At 25.4% G+C, this 17,383-nt stretch carries 24 protein-coding genes; 10 read left to right on the top strand and 14 right to left on the bottom strand.

Annotated features, from left to right (window positions below; translation table 11 throughout):
* Nucleotides 1–76: 76 nt before the first annotated feature.
* Nucleotides 77–976: a hypothetical protein gene (locus IC213_RS19560; protein WP_227863514.1), complete on the top strand. Its 900-nt coding sequence runs from the start codon at nt 77–79 to the stop codon at nt 974–976.
* 375 nt (nt 977–1,351) lie between these two features.
* Here IC213_RS19560 and IC213_RS19555 read toward each other — a convergent pair whose 3' ends face one another.
* Nucleotides 1,352–1,720 (bottom strand): helix-turn-helix domain-containing protein, encoded by a 369-nt coding sequence (locus IC213_RS19555; RefSeq protein ID WP_227863513.1) that lies wholly within the window; start codon nt 1,718–1,720, stop codon nt 1,352–1,354.
* 152 nt (nt 1,721–1,872) lie between these two features.
* Between IC213_RS19555 and IC213_RS19550 the strand changes: the two genes are divergently transcribed.
* Nucleotides 1,873–2,202 carry a BlaI/MecI/CopY family transcriptional regulator gene (locus IC213_RS19550; RefSeq protein WP_227863512.1) on the top strand — a complete coding sequence of 110 codons (330 nt, stop codon included), beginning with the start codon at nt 1,873–1,875 and terminating at the stop codon, nt 2,200–2,202.
* Between the two features lie 179 nt (nt 2,203–2,381).
* Here IC213_RS19550 and IC213_RS19545 read toward each other — a convergent pair whose 3' ends face one another.
* From IC213_RS19545 to IC213_RS19525, 5 genes are all read right to left on the bottom strand, one after another.
* On the bottom strand, nt 2,382–2,690 hold the full coding sequence (locus IC213_RS19545; RefSeq protein ID WP_227863511.1) for a hypothetical protein: 309 nt from the start codon (nt 2,688–2,690) through the stop codon (nt 2,382–2,384).
* Between the two features lie 74 nt (nt 2,691–2,764).
* A complete protein-coding gene (locus tag IC213_RS19540; protein ID WP_227863510.1) occupies nt 2,765–2,947 on the bottom strand; it encodes a hypothetical protein in 183 nt (60 codons plus the stop codon).
* Between the two features lie 53 nt (nt 2,948–3,000).
* Nucleotides 3,001–3,201 carry a hypothetical protein gene (locus IC213_RS19535; RefSeq protein WP_227863509.1) on the bottom strand — a complete coding sequence of 67 codons (201 nt, stop codon included), beginning with the start codon at nt 3,199–3,201 and terminating at the stop codon, nt 3,001–3,003.
* A 68-nt stretch (nt 3,202–3,269) separates the two neighbouring features.
* Nucleotides 3,270–3,971, bottom strand: a complete 702-nt coding sequence (locus IC213_RS19530) for a DUF4367 domain-containing protein (protein WP_227863508.1) — start codon at nt 3,969–3,971, stop codon at nt 3,270–3,272.
* Nucleotides 3,964–4,509 (bottom strand): sigma-70 family RNA polymerase sigma factor, encoded by a 546-nt coding sequence (locus IC213_RS19525; RefSeq protein ID WP_227863507.1) that lies wholly within the window; start codon nt 4,507–4,509, stop codon nt 3,964–3,966. The genes IC213_RS19530 and IC213_RS19525 overlap by 8 nt, the downstream gene beginning before the upstream one ends.
* A gap of 136 nt (nt 4,510–4,645) precedes the next feature.
* Here IC213_RS19525 and IC213_RS19520 point away from each other — a divergent pair, with 136 nt between their 5' ends.
* From IC213_RS19520 to IC213_RS19505, 4 genes are read left to right on the top strand one after another with little or no spacing between them, the layout of a single operon-like run.
* On the top strand, nt 4,646–4,855 hold the full coding sequence (locus IC213_RS19520) for a hypothetical protein (RefSeq protein WP_227863506.1): 210 nt from the start codon (nt 4,646–4,648) through the stop codon (nt 4,853–4,855).
* Between the two features lie 14 nt (nt 4,856–4,869).
* The gene (locus IC213_RS19515) at nt 4,870–5,286 is read left to right on the top strand and encodes a hypothetical protein (RefSeq protein ID WP_227863505.1); all 417 of its coding nucleotides are present in this window, start codon (nt 4,870–4,872) and stop codon (nt 5,284–5,286) included.
* A 16-nt stretch (nt 5,287–5,302) separates the two neighbouring features.
* Complete coding sequence (locus IC213_RS19510) at nt 5,303–5,782, top strand: hypothetical protein (protein ID WP_227863504.1); 480 nt, start codon at nt 5,303–5,305, stop codon at nt 5,780–5,782.
* Between the two features lie 46 nt (nt 5,783–5,828).
* Entirely contained in the window at nt 5,829–6,074 is a 246-nt protein-coding gene (locus tag IC213_RS19505; RefSeq protein WP_227863503.1) for a hypothetical protein, read from the top strand.
* A gap of 284 nt (nt 6,075–6,358) precedes the next feature.
* Here the strand turns inward: IC213_RS19505 and IC213_RS19500 are convergent, their stop codons facing one another.
* Entirely contained in the window at nt 6,359–7,567 is a 1,209-nt protein-coding gene (locus IC213_RS19500) for a helix-turn-helix domain-containing protein (RefSeq protein WP_227863502.1), read from the bottom strand.
* 627 nt (nt 7,568–8,194) lie between these two features.
* Here IC213_RS19500 and IC213_RS19495 point away from each other — a divergent pair.
* The 3 genes from IC213_RS19495 (at nt 8,195) to IC213_RS19485 (ending at nt 11,171) form a co-directional block, all read left to right on the top strand.
* Complete coding sequence (locus tag IC213_RS19495) at nt 8,195–9,478, top strand: DNA methyltransferase (protein ID WP_227863501.1); 1,284 nt, start codon at nt 8,195–8,197, stop codon at nt 9,476–9,478.
* A 5-nt stretch (nt 9,479–9,483) separates the two neighbouring features.
* Complete coding sequence (locus IC213_RS19490) at nt 9,484–10,347, top strand: hypothetical protein (RefSeq protein ID WP_227863500.1); 864 nt, start codon at nt 9,484–9,486, stop codon at nt 10,345–10,347.
* A gap of 275 nt (nt 10,348–10,622) precedes the next feature.
* The gene (locus IC213_RS19485; protein ID WP_227863499.1) at nt 10,623–11,171 is read left to right on the top strand and encodes a hypothetical protein; all 549 of its coding nucleotides are present in this window, start codon (nt 10,623–10,625) and stop codon (nt 11,169–11,171) included.
* Between the two features lie 1,299 nt (nt 11,172–12,470).
* Here IC213_RS19485 and IC213_RS19480 read toward each other — a convergent pair.
* The 3 genes from IC213_RS19480 to IC213_RS19470 all read right to left on the bottom strand — a co-directional run bounded on the left by IC213_RS19480 (nt 12,471) and on the right by IC213_RS19470 (nt 14,223).
* Nucleotides 12,471–13,016 carry a tyrosine-type recombinase/integrase gene (locus tag IC213_RS19480; RefSeq protein WP_227453497.1) on the bottom strand — a complete coding sequence of 182 codons (546 nt, stop codon included), beginning with the start codon at nt 13,014–13,016 and terminating at the stop codon, nt 12,471–12,473.
* A gap of 15 nt (nt 13,017–13,031) precedes the next feature.
* Complete coding sequence (locus tag IC213_RS19475; RefSeq protein WP_227863498.1) at nt 13,032–13,280, bottom strand: hypothetical protein; 249 nt, start codon at nt 13,278–13,280, stop codon at nt 13,032–13,034.
* A 310-nt stretch (nt 13,281–13,590) separates the two neighbouring features.
* Entirely contained in the window at nt 13,591–14,223 is a 633-nt protein-coding gene (locus tag IC213_RS19470) for a recombinase family protein (protein WP_227863497.1), read from the bottom strand.
* Between the two features lie 543 nt (nt 14,224–14,766).
* Between IC213_RS19470 and IC213_RS19465 the strand changes: the two genes are divergently transcribed.
* Nucleotides 14,767–14,961 (top strand): hypothetical protein, encoded by a 195-nt coding sequence (locus IC213_RS19465; RefSeq protein ID WP_227863496.1) that lies wholly within the window; start codon nt 14,767–14,769, stop codon nt 14,959–14,961.
* A 139-nt stretch (nt 14,962–15,100) separates the two neighbouring features.
* Here IC213_RS19465 and IC213_RS19460 read toward each other — a convergent pair whose 3' ends face one another.
* The 4 genes from IC213_RS19460 to IC213_RS19445 all read right to left on the bottom strand — a co-directional run bounded on the left by IC213_RS19460 (nt 15,101) and on the right by IC213_RS19445 (nt 17,169).
* Complete coding sequence (locus tag IC213_RS19460) at nt 15,101–15,337, bottom strand: hypothetical protein (protein ID WP_227863495.1); 237 nt, start codon at nt 15,335–15,337, stop codon at nt 15,101–15,103.
* 80 nt (nt 15,338–15,417) lie between these two features.
* Entirely contained in the window at nt 15,418–15,849 is a 432-nt protein-coding gene (locus tag IC213_RS19455) for a hypothetical protein (protein WP_227863494.1), read from the bottom strand.
* Nucleotides 15,850–15,931: 82 nt separating this feature from the next.
* Complete coding sequence (locus tag IC213_RS19450) at nt 15,932–16,636, bottom strand: DUF4367 domain-containing protein (RefSeq protein ID WP_227863493.1); 705 nt, start codon at nt 16,634–16,636, stop codon at nt 15,932–15,934.
* Between the two features lie 2 nt (nt 16,637–16,638).
* Nucleotides 16,639–17,169 (bottom strand): sigma-70 family RNA polymerase sigma factor, encoded by a 531-nt coding sequence (locus IC213_RS19445; RefSeq protein ID WP_227863492.1) that lies wholly within the window; start codon nt 17,167–17,169, stop codon nt 16,639–16,641.
* Nucleotides 17,170–17,383 lie beyond the last annotated feature (214 nt).

Below are 17,383 nucleotides of genomic sequence, written 5' to 3'. Positions count from 1 at the left end.
AATTCATAAAATATGTCACAAAAACAAATTCTAAAACGTTATATGTTATGAAAAGTATAATAAAGGGGGAAATACTATGTTTTTAAAAAAATTAAAAAAATCTACTATTATAGCGTTAACAGGATTAATGCTAGTTAGCTCTCTAGGAAATTTATCATTTGCAGATGAAAAATCTAATGAACTAAATTCAAAGTCAACATTATCATCTTTTGATATAGAAAGTAAAGATGAACAGTCCTTTTCTGAAACAAGAAATGAATATGATATGGTTAAGGAATTAAGAAATATGGGAAACCAAAAACTAAAAACTTTAGGTTATGATGATAATCAAATTAAAGAATTAAAAAATTATGAAACTAACTTTAAAAAACACATTGAAGAAATGAATTTACTATCTGATACTGAATTAAAAAACTTAGACTATAGTGATGAACAAATAAACATAATTAAAAATTTTAATGGAAGCGAATCACAAATTGAAAAAGCCGCAGCCAGTGTTACAAATACAATTTCAAAAAATAGTTCATCTTCAACAGCATCAAAATCAAAACTTAATGTAAAAATAAGATTTTCATGGAGTGGAGTACCTGTAATGCAATTCACAGATGCTTATGCAATAGTAAATGGAGAGGGTATGTATTATGATAATGAAAATACATTATTTACAACTACATACACAGGTTCAGGAGGACAAAAAACTTATAAAGGATATTTAAAAAGAGCAGGTGCAGGAAATACAGGTGCTGATACTAAGTTTCCAGTATATCGAAATGAAGTTGTAAAATATTACTTAAAATCAGGAAGCGCAAATATTGGAATGAGCAAAAGTAGCAGAGTAAAGCAATGTGGTATAGGTGTTAGTTATGGCCATGCAAGTATAAGTCTTGGAATAACAGTTACATATCCAGCTTCACTTGGGATTTCATTTGGAAGTAAAGTTACTCCAACATATAAAAGTAATTTATTTACATTATAGTAAAATGAGAACATATTTTTAATTAAATAGATTTATTTATAATTTATAATAAAAAATTGAATGTTTATTAAATTTTTAGCCACTTTTATTTAAGTGGCTTTTTCATTTTTAAAATAATTGATTTAGTATATATTTTTATCAACAATATAATTCTTACTGATATGCCATTTAAAAACCTCATAAGAGGGAAGGGGATGATAGTATAATCTCACATGTTTTATTAATTCTATTCTGTATATAGGGTTTATACTTAGACAATAGTAGATATTTCCTGTTTTTTCTACGTTCCTTAATTTTTCCTTACTGGTAAAATATGCTAATTTACATATAATAAAAAGCTTCAATAGTAATCAAACTATCAAAGCTTATCTTTATCTAATATCTATTATTTACATTTGATTGAAACATTTTGACATTTCGGATAGATTCTTTTGAAGCTTTTACTATATCAACAAGAACCCTTATCTCATATTCATTACAATCTTTTAAAACTTCGCTTAATTCTTTTTCAAAAACAACTTTAGAGTCTAGTATTGTGTCACATAGTAATTCGTCGATTGACACTCCTAACACATTAGCGATTGCGATTAGAGTTTGTAAACTTACAGAAGATTTACCTGTCTCGATGTTTGACATGTGGGAAGGAGTTATGTTTATTATTTCTGATACAGTGTCTTGTGTAAGCTTTTTTCTTATTCTAGCAATTTTGATTCTCTGTCCAATAGCTTTAAAATCAAGTTCCATATACATGTATTTACCTTTCCTAAGTATTCACACATATTGTAACCTGTTCATAATTATATTATAATGAACTAATAAAAGTTTTATTACTTATGCTACATAATAATGAATTATTAAAAGTATAATTTGTAATAATTCAAGAAAGTGAGAATATAATGGATACACTAAAGATACCCGAAGCTGAATTTAAAGTCATGAAATTTGTATGGAGTAAAAACGATATAGTCACTTCTAAGGAAGTCATAAAAGCAATGCAAATTGAATGTGATTGGAAACCAACAACAACACTAACGCTTTTATCAAGACTTGTTGTTAAACGCTTTTTAGCATCTGAACGAATAGGCAGAATTACACATTACACAATACTTATAACAAAAAAAGAATATAAAATATCTGAAACAAAAAGATTCTTAAATGACATACATTCAAATTCATTAGAAAGCCTTTTAGCTTCTTTGAAAGATAATATTAAACATAAAAAATAGTACACCAGTATGAATAATATAACTTATACAAGTGTACTTTTTTTATATGTTACTCACTTAATTATCCTTTAAGCTTATGTAAATGCTTATATTGATTATTTTCAATTTCAATCGACTTAGTTAGCTTCTTATTTTGATGATATCTAGAGTAATGTATTTATAAGTCTTATTAATTTTAATTACTTTATCTTAGTATATTTTTGAAATTTATGAGGAATTAAATCATATGCTATTGTAAAAAAATTAAGTATAAAAATAAGTATTAATACTCTAGTTAAAAAGCTTAAAGATATTCCTTTGTATCTTGTAAATATTGGTGAAGCAAATATAATTGAAAAATATACAATTAGATAGTATATAGAACGATAAATACTGTTTTTGATTCTATATGTGGTATTACATTTTTTACAACTAAGTTTTCCTGTAAATATAATTTTAAATCTATCTTTAATAGTAAAAGCATAATTGCACTCTAAGCAATTTTTCATAATAAACCACCTTTTTACCCCACAATATAGTTTGCAAATTGTTACTTAACTTTTGTAAGTATAGTTTTCTTTTATTAATATTTCTGAGATGTACTTATTAATGTTTTTGACTCACTTTCAGCAGTAATTATTGCTAGCCCTCTATAAGTATGACCTTTTGCCACAGGATATGAATTTAAAACAGAACACGTTTTTCCTCCTGTTTTCTTAGAAGATGTTTTTACATCTACCCAACTCCCATTTTTTAATTCCTGCAATTTAGTTATAATGGATGTTTTAGTTACTCCAGATTTTCCAACAACAGAAGCATTTATATTCGCTTTTCCATTAGCAAATGATAATTACATCTACCATTTAATATGTAAACTGAAAAAGGACTTATTTCCTCTTTACCATCTTCCATAAAAATAATATCAGATGAATTAAAATCATCAGCAAAACTAAAAATATTTGCTGACATTGTCATTATTAATACACATAGAAATATTGAAATTATATTTTTTACTCTCATTAAGTACCTCCTTATAAAATATAATATATTCAATATAACAACTAACTGGTAATATTTTAGACAAAAACTTACTTAATATTTTCTGCAATTTTAATAAATTCTTTTTTATCTTTTCTAGTTATTTTTTTTGTAGGTAGTTCTTTAGATAACATATAAATATTATTTTTATCATTCCACAATAATTGTTGAGTATTTTCTTTTTCAACATATTGTGCATAATGATTATTAAATTTTATATTTTCAACAAATGCATCTTCTGTATCCAATACTACAACATCTCGAGAATCTGGCATCATTTGATAAATTATATAATTATCTGATTTATCTTTATATGATATTGATAGATAATTTTCTTCTTCAATTCTTTCAATCTCATTATATCCAGGAGATATATATTTAGGTTCTATATATTTAAATGATACATTTGACTTATGAGGATTTATAAAATTATAGTCTGTAAATTCTTTATAAACTTTCTTCATTATTCTCATTAAACTTTCTGGAAAAGCTTCTGTCTTTATTGTAGTTACAGTGAATATACTTGATAAAATGATTATAAAAACAATAGCAATTCTTCTGAAAATTTTATAAGAGTTCTTTTTTACTATTTTTTTATTTTCTTTTATAAGTTTATTCATTTTCCTCTCAAATTCTATAGAAAAATCATGGTTAATATCTTCATCACAAGGTAATTCATACAACATTTTTTCTTCTATTTCTGGAAGCTGTTCATATAATAATTTTTCTATATCTAATTTATCTTTATTCATTTAACAATGCCTCCATTTCATTTAAACTTTTTTTTAATTTTTCTAATGCTCTTTTATTTCTCTTATACAAATTAACCTCTTTTATATTTAATATTTTAGAAATCTCTTTTGTAGAAAAACCAGGACTATACTTTAATAAGATTATTTGTAAATCTGCTTCAGAGAGTTTTTTTAAAGCTTCTCCTAAGTGACTGTAGTCTCCTAATCTTTCAATTGATAAATCTAAAGAATTAAATTTATAACTCTTATCATCAAGATTATTTATTTCCTCTCTCTTTCTCTTATTATATATATTTATTGAAATTCTCTTTACTATAATAACAACGAACCCTTTAGTTTTTGGACTGTTTACATCATTTATTTTATCAAGATTATCAATTATTTTCAAAAATGCATTGTGAACAGCATCTTCTGATAATGCTTCATCTTTTAAAATTTGATTAGCAACATAAAACATTAGTTTTTTGTATTTAATATATATATCTTCAAACTTATTCCTTTCTTCTTCTGAATTTATAATAGCCAAATATAACAACATAAGTTAATCTCCCTCACAACATATATTCTTTATAAATAAAATTATATAAAATTTTAAAAATTGTATATATATATGTCTAAAAATAATTTTGATATTTGTTATATCTTTAAATAAAATAAATTGGAGGATATTTATTATGAAAAACTTAAAATCGAAAACAATAATATCAATACTATCTTTATTATTGATATTAAGTTACACAATGCCAACTTATGCAAGCACATATTCTTTTGAACAAAATAAGAAAGAGTTAAATGAAGTACTTGAAGAAGTTTATAAAGAAAGAAGTTTAGGAACTGTCTCTAAAAAATTCTTAACAGGTTTAATGTATCTCCTGAGGAAATAAATACTACAGGAGAAATGCAAACATTTGGATTTAACCAGTGGACAGACTTAGGGAAGGGTTGGAAAATGACAGTGCATAGACCTCATGGAAGTGATGCAACTAAATACCATACACACGTTAAAAAAGGAGGAGTAGAAGCTAAAGAAGCTCTTGATGGAACTTCAACTCATGGGAAAGATAATACTATGAATAACAAAGGTGTTCCTAAAGATATTCAAGACAAAGTAAGAAATCATAAAGATGTTAAAAAAGCTAGAGATGAAGAAGCAAAAGCTAAACAAGCTAAGCGCAAAATGAATTCACAAGGATTAAAATTAAAAATTCGTGATGACTTAATTATCGCAATAAGTATATTTGTTTCTATTGTTGGAGTAACTTTATTCGCACTTACAGAATATGCTTCTTGGTTAGCTGTATTATTAATATTATAAAAGGAGAATATAGTTAATGGAAAAACCAAGTATATATTTAGTTGGAGAATTTAGAGTAAAAGACTTTGAAATTTTCAAGCTTATGAAAACAGATGATTGTTTAAATGAATTATTAGGTTTTTATGTGATTGAAGATTGTAAAAGAAAGGCAGAATTAAAAGATTACCCATACTTAGTTGATGTTTATAAAGATAATCCTAATGAATTTGATGCTGGAATAAATTTAATCAAAGTTCATTTTATCTCAGAAAAAGATTTTGATGTAGAAGAAAAAGAAGTGCTTGAACACGTTGGAGTAAGTTTAGTAGAATTCAAAAATAACACAAGTACTTTGTTCTATATACATAAAAATAAAGATATAAAAAAGTTTTTGAATACATATGATGAAAATCCATTTAGATTATATAATGAATTATTGCAAGTTACAGAATTAAGACCTAATGTTCTAAATTTTAAAATTAGTTCTTTAAGTAATCTATATCAAGAGCAAATATAAATTTAAATAATTGCAGAAAGAAGTGATTAAAATAGGAGAAAAAAATATGTATTTAAAAATTAATTTAATATTAACAGTATTAGGTTTTATAATATTATTTTTTAACAATGACTTAGCATTATCACTAAAAACAACATACTTAGCTGATAAAAGCTTTGAAAACATAATTGAAAATCAAATATTTAGAAACTATTCTTACATGTTTTTAATAATAGGTAGTGTGTTATTTTCCAGAGGAATTTGTAATTTAACTAAACCTGAAATAATCAAATTCATTACAAATAAAAAATAGCTAAAATAAAAGGACTTACAGTTTATAAGTCCTTTTATTAAACATCAAAGTAATTCCCAAAAGAATAAATTGAACTACATCCCCCTTAATACAAAGAACCCTTTCATTAAACTTTTTGTTTTTTCAATTTCAGCTCCTTTATTATCTGTGATAATATCCCCTTTATTAGTTGTCATTTTCATGATATTTCAACTTGTTCATAGCCTTTTTAAATATACCAAGAGACCCCTAAAAAGAGGACAGGACTACGTCCCCCTTAATACAAAGCGACATTTCAGGCAACATTATAATTTTAGATATTTAGTTACTGTACTTCGATTAACTTTTAACTCTTTCGCTATCTGATTATTATTTAATCCTTTCTCTTTTAATCGCTTTATCAAATTTATTTTATCTTGCTTATCTTGCTCTCTACTTGTTAATCCATTTTCATTTCTTCGAGCTAATTTTTTAGCTAATTTTTCTCTCTCATTAGCTTCTTTTTTACCTATTATTGTTTTTAGATATTTTTGTTCTTCTTCCGTTATTCCCAATAAATCTATCAAAGTACTATTTTTAAATTTATATTTCTTGCCCTTGTACGCTGTTTCTGCACTCTTTGTATGTTTTACTACTTCGTTCTCTCTTAGTGGTTTTATAAACTGTTTATTTAGTTCCAATGTACATTCTAATGCTTGTACTTCATCCTCCATGAAGCAACAAGTGAAATATCTATATAAAAACAAAGTTACTTCTCTGCACCCTTCCATATCATAACTTCTAAGCTCACATATTTTTGTCAAGTCATTAAGTCTTGCATGATATAAACTATACTCATTAAATAAACTAATGACCTTCTTGGGTCTCCCTTTGCTTTTCTGCTTCTTTTCCTTCAACTCTGGTAAATAATTTTCTTGTATCTCTTTTAAAGTATATGTATATCCTTCATAATCAATAATCTTAACTTCTGTCTGTGTCTTAGAGTTAATTGTTCCTGTGGCTCTTAACACACGTGTAGGGTCTAATGCTTTTGCATCTGCTCCAAATTCTTTTAGTTTATTATATATATATCTTTGTATCGCATACCAAAGTGGCAAGGCTTTACTTGGTACTGGTTCAAGTTTCAATACATAATATAGCCCTCTTCCACTATCAACTAACATAGTTGGGTTTGGTATTATTCCATTTAAATCTTTTTCTATAAAAAATCTGACTGCTTCTTTTGTATAATTTGTATTGTAACAATCTATATCTATAAATATCGAATTTAATTCTTTTATATTTTCAATTCGTCTCTGTGGTTTATAAAAAGTATTCTGACTTATATAAACATTTACTTTATTATCTATAAGCTCACTATATTTATTTTCTAATTCATTTATTTTATAGTGCCATTGTGTAAATTTTTGTTCTTTTTTACTTGCTAATGTTATGTATCCTTTTGACTTACTATGTATTACTTCTAAGTTATTTATATCATTTAATAATATATTCTTTGAATTTGAACAAGTCATATTTCCCCCTTATTTTAGGAGCCAATCAAGTTCTAACAAGCTATGTATTTACATTCTTTTGTAAATCTCGTATAATTAACTTATATATGTTGATTAAACTCTAGTAGTATGATTGACTCTAGTTGAAAAGGTGAGTGTATGCCGTCACACAGGCACTCGCCTTTTGTTATTTTTTGTTAACTAATATTATAGCATTAATAAAATTATAATTCATTGTTTGAAATTATTTTTCTGACAATCTTAATATATACATCTAGTAGCATATAAAAGTGAATAGATAGTAATATATCATCACAAATAAAAAGATTATCCAGTAACAACTTTTTGTGTAATGTACTTTAATGAAAAATGAGCTCTTTACTTGAACTAGTCCCAACCATACAGAATTGTATATATGCCGAAATTGTATAATCTCTTTCATAAAGTACTCTATACTGATTTGTAGAGTATCTCTGTTTAAAATAACTTAATTCAAAGGTTATACATATTTAACATCTCTTAAATCTATATAAATAAAAATTTTGTGATAAAGTTAAATATTAAGAAGTGAATAGTTAATGTAAAATATATACAACCTAATTATTATAAAGTATACTTATGAAATGATTGAAAATATGAGGTGAATTTATGACAACAAAGAAGAAAAATAATCCTACAACTTTTATAAATAATATGAAATTACCTATCCATAGATGGTTTAGATACTCAGCTGGATATTCATCTGAATGGGTGGAATGTATTGTTAATAAAAAAATAAATGAAAAAAATTTGGATAGAGGGAGTATCAAAGTATTAGATCCGTTTTTGGGATCAGGAACAACTGCATTAGCATGTGAAAAAATAGGAATTAAATCATATGGTTTTGAATCCCATCCATTAATATTTAGAATAGCTGATGCTAAATTACAATGGGATGTTAATATAAATCAATTCATTGCAATGGCCAATGAAATTATTGAAAAAGCTAAAAATATATTAGGAAATACAGAAGGATATCCAGAATTAATATATAAGTGCTATACACTTGATAATATAGAGAGATTAGATAGTATAAAGCAAATGATTAATCAATTAGACACAGAGACAAAAGAAGGAAAATTATGTTGGTTAGCATTTGTTTCTATATTAAGAAGTTCATCACATGCAGGTACCGCACAATGGCAATATGTATTACCTAATAAGACTAAGGTAAATGTATCGGACCCATATGAGGCTTATACTAGGCAAGTTGAATTGATGGCAGAAGATATTAGAGAAGTTCAATCGATGGTTCCAGTTAACCAAATAGAAATCAAAGCTGAATTATATAAACATGATTGTAGGATCTTAAGTAATAAAATAGAAAAAGATAGTATAGATTTAGTAGTAACATCTCCACCATATGCAAATAATTATGATTATGCAGATGCAACAAGGCTAGAATTAAGTTTTTTAGGAGAGATAAAAGGATGGTCAGATTTAAAAGATTATGTTAGACCACATTTATTAAGGGCATGTACTCAACATGTATCAGATTTAAGAAAAGATACATTCATGATGATCAAGGATGATATATTGAAAGTAATATATGACGAACTATTAGTAGTTTGTACAACCCTTGATGAAGAAAGACATAATCATGGGGGTAAGAAAAATTATCATACAATGATTGCAACATATTTTTTAGATATAGCAAATGTATTAAAGAATTTAAGATATTATTGTAAAGATGGTGCAAATATATGTTTTGTAATTGGGGATTCAGCTCCATACGGAATATATGTTCCTGTAGACAAATGGATTGGGGATCTATCATTGTCATTAGGATTTAAGGAGTATGAGTTCATAAAGACAAGAGATAGAAATACAAAATGGAAAAATAGAAAACATGATGTATTATTAAAGGAAGGTTTTCTATGGATTAGGGGGTAGTTAAAATGGCAAAATCAAATGCTCATAAATTTGGTCAAATGATAGGTGATTTACTTGAAGTGGCTATTATAGATAAATTGAAACCCGTGTGTAAAGAATATAATATGTATCTAGACTATCAACATATGAGAAAGGCAAGAAATAATAAAAAGAAAGTTAGATGGGAAGATGAAGATGGAAATAAACATGATCTAGATATTGTAATAGAGATTAATGGCAGTGAAGAGAAATTAGGAGATCCAAAAGCATTTATTGAAATGGCATGGAGAAGATCAACAAGACATTCTAAAAACAAAGTTCAAGAAATTGCAGGTGCGGTTTTACCTATAGTAAAAAAATATAATAGACTTTCACCATTTTATGGAGCTGTTCTAGCTGGTGAATTTACAAGTTCATCTTTACATCAGTTAGAGTCACAAGGATTTAAGGTGCTTTATTTTGATATTGGTACTATAATACAAAGCTTTAAATTGATAGGTTTAGAAATTGAATGGGATGATAATACAGATGAAGATATAATTGCAGAGTATATAAAATTTTTCAATGTAGTTTCATCAGAAGATAAGGACAAGTTAATAGAATATATTTTCAAATCAAATGAAGAGAAATTAAATCAATTTATTAAATCATTAAAAGATTGTTTTTTAAGAAAAGTAGAACGTATAAGAATATTTACCTTATATGGGGATATTGTGGAAGTTGATTCTATTGATAAGGCAATTGAATATATAAATAATCATGACAAAGAAAATACAAAAATAGATACTCTTATTGGTTATGAAATATATGTAAAGTATAATAATGGAGATAAAATGGAAGCAGAGTTTAAGGAAAAAAGAGATGTATTAAGATTTTTAAATGAATTATAGAAATTATATTAAAAAATACATATTAAAAGATATCTTTTAATATGTATTTTTTATGCCAAATTATTATACTTGATATCTATACAACACAACTCAGGAACATAGTATAATATTCACAAAAATATTCAAGTAACAATTTCTCTTGTTAATTATTCTCATGTACATATTTTTGAAATTATTTCCATAAAAAATATAAGCTATATTAATATTTTTAAAGGTTATTCTTTATAACTACTAGAAAGCTACTTTAGTAGTTATTTTATTTTGGAGGTCTAAACATGGATAGATATACATTTGATAATTTACCTATCAAGGAGCAAATACAATATATTAATAATAAGCTCCTAGAGGGTAGTACACTAACTAATACATGTAAAGATATTGGTATTGGTCGTACAACTATAAGAAATAGATTTAAACAACATGGATATGAGTTTAATCAAGCTAAGAAGCTATACATATCTATTGTTGAAGTTGTTGAATTAGAAAGTAGTTTAAAAGTAGTTATGCAAGAAAGTAGTAACAAAGTAGTTGAGACTGATACTAATAATATTAATAACTTGAAGGACATTTTATATAATTTTAATGAGATGAATACTAAGCTAAATGAAGTATATAGTTGGTATGAATCCCAAAGTAGTAATAAAGTAGTTGGGGCTGATAAACTAAATATAGATGATTTTGAGGGCAATATAGTCACTAGAAGCTATAAGGTATATGAAGATATTCAAAAAGAGTTTGTAGCCTTCTGTGAAGCTAATAAGAAGTATAGGGTACAAGATATTATTAGTCAAGCTCTTAAAGATTTTATGGATAAATATAAGTAATTTTACTTACTTTCTGACATTCTAAAAACTTTTCCATGAAAATCTCATTTTTTGGTTTTCTGTGAAAAATATGTACTCCTTCCAGTTCTCTATCTTTATTTACTTATTAAATGTGATGGGGGGCGTATTATATATATTTCTATCGAGCATATACTCATCAAAACATAGCATTAGTTTGATTATTATATTTCTATTTGCTCTAAGCTTTTATATATAATTTATCCCTCAATACATTGTAATTACTTACTTCTTTAGTTTTAATATTAATATTCAAATCATTCCTTTTTAAAGGTGCTATAAGTGCTATATAGACATTGCAACTTATATACTTTTTACGGGTGCAGTTGCATATGCAAAATCTTTATTTCCCGACATTTAACCATCTGTGAATATTTATATCCTTTATTAGTCAAACATAGTATTTTAAACAACTCCGACTATCTTTAGTAGTAATATTTTACATAGCTTTACTAATGTATTTTTGCATCTGCAACCATGATTTTAAGTTGCAACACCCCACCCCCACACCTTACACAAAACAACGCCTATCTCCGAAGCCATATACCTACCTCGGTTCACATTTTTTAATTTAAAATGGTTATTTTTATCAAGGGGGGGCTAATTATTGCACTTTTTTGTGGTGAATCAAATAGCCCTCTATGTGTTGATATAGCTTTATTTGAAGCACTTAATTGAGTTGTTTCAATCTAAATTAAGTGAGTTTTAATAAGACAAAATATATAGGTTGTAACTTTATTTCAAAAATACAGTAAAATAAATGGCTATATACATTGATTTCACTTGGATTAAAGGATGTTTTCGAGTTGTTTTATTTATCTTTTTACTTAATGAAAAATAAATTGAAATATTTTTGCATAAATTTTATTTTATATCCTTTTATTTAATAAATTCTATTAAATGATATAAAGCTATGTACGTATTGGTATCACTAGTGTATAGCTTTTCAATTAAGTTTGTATTTTTAATATTCGTGTTTGATTTATCTAATATCAATTTATATTTTTGCTAGGCTGAAAGATTAACTTTATTAAGCTTCAATATTCCTTTATTATCATGTGACTTTCAATTGATAATAGCCATTTTTTCTAAACAAGATAAAAACAATATCTATGCCAGTAATAGTAATACATACAAGTATATAAAAAAATGTACGATTACTATAAACTATTACATTTATTTTAGTTGTCTTTATCCATTGCAATTGCTCAAATACAAGGTTATTTAGTTAAGCACTATTTATAAAATGTAAAAATAGCCAAGAAAATCATACATTTTTAATTATAAATTAAGTTTCATAATAGCATTATCAGCTTGTTTCTGTACTATCCCAATATAAGTTAATGTATCTATTTGATTAGCATGATTTAAAGCTCTTTGTGCTACTTCAATTCCTTCATCCCTAAATATATGTAAACCATGCGTTTTCCTCATGCTATGAGTACCTATGTTTAATTTTATCCTACAAGCTTTTGAAGCTTTTTTAATAATTCTATATGCTTGTGTAGTGCTTATTGCTTCATTCTCTCCCTTTTGACTTTTAAATAGGTATTCATTAGTTGGTTTATCTTTACAATATATATCTAATATTTCTTTCAAACTATCATTTATGGGCTTTCTTATTCTTTTCCCTGTCTTACTTTCTTTTATATTTATTTCTTTTTTCTTGTATACGTCTTTGACTCTTAGTTTTAAAATATCCTCTATTCTAAAGCCAGTATTTAACCCTAAAGTTATTAGGGTTAAATCTCTTATTTTACCTTTGTTTCTAAAATATCTTTTAAGCTTCTCTATATCTTTTTTATTTTCAATAGGTTCTACTCTCATTTAAATCACTCCTATTTATAAATCCCAAAATGGGTGTTCATAAAAAAAACAATATACACTTTTCCCTTTGGATTGTATTTGCCAAGCAAGATGCTTTTCTTCTCTTATACTTTTAGTTTCATCTAAGCAATCATGTAAAAGTTGCTCGTCAGCTTCATCAACTCTAAAAACTCCCGATTTATTCTTTTCAAATACATCTGCTAATTTTACTTTTCTCAAATCTAATTTTGGTATTTTTCTATAACTTCTCTTAGTCTCTTTCATAATGTCCTCTTTCATATTTTTATTTTTTAAATTTACTTCCCTTAACCTTGATTTACCCGCTTAACCTTAATTTAGGTAATAAAAAAAGCCTAATAAAATTAGACTTTGCGTTTTTATCAACAAAAACCTAAAAATAGGCTTTGGCTCTCAAAAGATATTAAATTATTAATACATACACTTTTCTATAATACAATTATATCTATTTATTAATATAAAGTCTATACACATTATGTAGGAATTGTGTAAATATTTTGTATTTTTTTTGTGTATATAAATCTTTAGACATTTAATTAATAATATATCAAAGTAACTACCTAACACTCCTTTTTATTTCTCCACCCTCGAATATCTTTATCCACTCATAAAGTGTAGTTCTTCCAATGTTTAATATCTTTGCAACTTCATTCTTCTTTAAGCTTCCATCATTGATTTTATTATAATATTTTATAAATTCTTTGTTGGTTTCTAAAAGCTCCTTAGTTACTTTTTGTCTACCAAACCATTTGCCTGTTTTTGTATTTATCTCCCCTTTTTTCTTATCCTCTTTTAACTGGTCTATTTTCTGTTGTGTTCTCTCTTGAATTGTTTCTCTCTCCATTTCTGCAACTGCCCCAAATATACCTAATAATAGCTTATAGGTACTGTTTCCTGTGTCTATACCTTCTTTTAATATTTTCACTCTTACACCTTTTTGAACTAATACATCTATAATATCAATTAAATCCTTTAAATTCCTTCCTAGTCTGCTTATAGACTCACAGTAAACAATATCTCCCTCACTTACTTCTACTAACATTTTGCTTAATGCTTCTCTTTCCTTTGTTGCTCCTGTTATTACATCTTTATATATTTTATCGAACTTAATCCCTTCGCTTTCCAAAACTCTCTCTTGTCTGCTATTGTCTTGTTTTCTTGTGCTTACCCTTTCATACCCTATTATCATAACCTTACCCCCGTTCATCTTGTTATAATAATTATACAATATATTTTTTGTTCGGTCAAACTATATTTTTCATTTTTTACAATACCGAACATATTTTATTGTTGATTTTCAATGATTCTATGTAAAAATAATACAAATATTGTTTGTACGGTTAAACGTTGGTTTTTCCGAACACAAACATGTCACCTTTTTTATATCAACTATTCCCTAAATATTTTATATAAAATCGCCAAAATTTTTTTATTGTAGGCATATAAAAAACTTCCAAAAATAATTGAATACTTAGAGCTTTTTTCATTCTAAATGTAAATTAAACTTAATTCTATATCAAATTTGCAATTTAAAATATTAACTATATTATGCTAACATATCAATAAAATAACAAAGGTGGGGAATTATTTAATTATGAGTACAAGAGAATTTAATACACTTGAAAAAAGATTAGATTTTTTAGATTTTAGACAATAGTTATTATTTAGAAACAATGGTACAAGTAGGTTACTATTTGAGCATGAAATAACACGAGAAGAAGAAATTTTACTAATGGATTTAATGGATTCTTACAGAACTAAAATTTCTAATGGAGAAAAAGTTACAAAAAGTTCTTTTGAAAATGATGTTTACAGTATCATTCCTAGTAAAAATAGAGATTATCATTTTTGTGAGTTTATAACACAAAACTTTATGCAAGAAGGTAAATGGCAAGAGATATTTAATACATTATATGGTCAATTATAAAAAACATACATCTCTCTTTTATTATATAAGATTAAGTTTTTATACTTAAAACTTGTAATTAAATAAAACAGAGTAGGTTTATTCCTACTCTGTTTTATTTAATTACAATATCTCAAGTAAACTTTTATTATTTAAATTGTTATTTTTTATCTTTAATAATTAAATTAATTTCTTTAATTATTTCTTTTTTAGATTCTTCTATTTTAGAAACTACAACAAACATATTTATAAATATTGCAAAAATTATTCCAAATCCTACACCTAATTCTAATTCTAAGTTAAATATCCATGTAAACATAAATTGAAATAAAAATATACTTAAAATCATTATAGTAAGAGCAAGTAAAAAGGATTTAACATATTTATTATTTATCATTAATAATACCTCTCTATAAATTATATAGTTTATATCCTTAAAATAAATTTATTATGGATATAATTAGTGTATTTACGCTTCTAATATGTTTTTGATGAACTCAATAAAGTATCTTTTTCAGATACAGAACCTTTATATGCAGTAACTGTTGATGAAACTCTATAAGTTCCTTTGCTTATAGCTTTTGTTTTGCTCAATGTACAAAGCTTACTATTACTAGAAGCCGTCCAACTAGCTATATTTTCCCACTTATTACTTACTTTCTTCTGAAGTACAGATGTTATAGTTGTTTTTGTTGTACCTGTTTTTCCTAATAATGTAGTTTTTATAATTGCATTACTTCCAGAAACACTAAGCTCACTTGTAGCTTTATTTATATGTACATACCTTGGACTTTGTAGAACAATCACATTTTCTTGTAAGTTATCCGCGAAAGCAGGATTTACAATAACTAAACTAGATAAAATAAAGGATAATGCAACTGTAAATAAAAGAGTTTTCTTTGATTTCATAAATATTTCCTCCTATAATAATAATTTATACTTATATAACGTGTGTATTGATGTTATTGTGACAATTTTTTAAAATATTAATTTATTTTTTTATACTTTCCGCAATTTTTACAATTGTACTTTTTTTATCTAATATCTTCGTAGCATCACTGCAATTTAATGTAACATAATATATATATTTATTATCTTTCCATATTAAAGAATATGAACCTTCTTTAGCTATATAGTCAGCTTCAATGTTATTAACTAAAGTCTTTTCTAATTCTGCATTTTCTGTATCTACTTTCATATTCATATCACTAAGTTTAGAATAATTAAAAACTATTTCATCACCATCATAATTATTATAAAATATAAACAATTCATCAGAAATTTCAACTCTATCAACCTCTTTAAATCCGTTTGGTAAGTAATATGGTTTTAGCTTCTCAAATTCCCCTAAATTAATATTTTCACTAATTGAAAACTCATATGTAGTAAATCTTTCATAAACATATTTTATAACATTTAGAAATTGATTTTTTAAAGCATCTACATTCATTGTAATTGTAAATAATCCTATTATTATTACAATAAATGATATTGCTATATTTCTAGAATATTTATGAGATTTTTTCAATGATGCATTCTTTTTTTCTTTACGTATTAACTTCTCCATTCTTTTATTGAATTTTTTTGAAAAAGTATATTCAATATTTTCTTCATTAGGAATTTCACTTAATAAAACTTGTTCAATATTTTCAATACTTTCTCGAATCATCTCATCTGTTATTTCAAAATTATTCAATATTAAACACCTACATTCCTAGATAAAATGTATTTTAATTGTTCTCTTGCCCGGGATAATCTCTTCCTAACGTTATCAGGTTTTATATTTAAGATAATTCCAACCTCTATATCACTTAATTCATGACGTAACTTTAATAACAAAACATCTCTATATTTCTCAGAAAGACTCATTATAGCTTCTTCTAGATAATCTAATGAATACTCATCTGTATGGAAATTATTTGTTTGATTTTCTCTTTCTATCAAACTTATTTTTTCATATTCTTTTTTACGTTTACGATAAATATCTTTAGAAGTATTCTTAACTATAATAATAATAAAAGACTTAGTTTTATTACTGTTAATATCATCTATTTTATTTAAATTATCAATTATCTTTAAAAAACTATTATGGACAGCGTCTTCAGATAAATATTCATCTTTTAAAATTTGATTAGCAACAAAAAACATTGTTTTTTTATAAGTATTATATAATAATTCAAACTTAGAGATGTCTTCTTCTGATTCTAGTAAACTTAAATATAATATCATATATAATTTTTCTCCTCAAAACTTAATGAAACTATTTCATTTATTAATTATACACTTTTTATTTCTTAATATAGTTAATAAAAAAATAATTCATAAAATATGTCACAAAAACAAATTCTAAAACGTTATATGTTATGAAAAGTATAATAAAGGGGGAAATACTATGTTTTTAAAAAAATTAAAAAAATCTACTATTATAGCGTTAACAGGATTA

Source organism: Clostridioides sp. ES-S-0049-02, from assembly GCF_020658465.1.
Lineage (GTDB): Bacteria > Bacillota > Clostridia > Peptostreptococcales > Peptostreptococcaceae > Clostridioides.
This window is presented reverse-complemented; position numbering and strand designations above follow the sequence as displayed.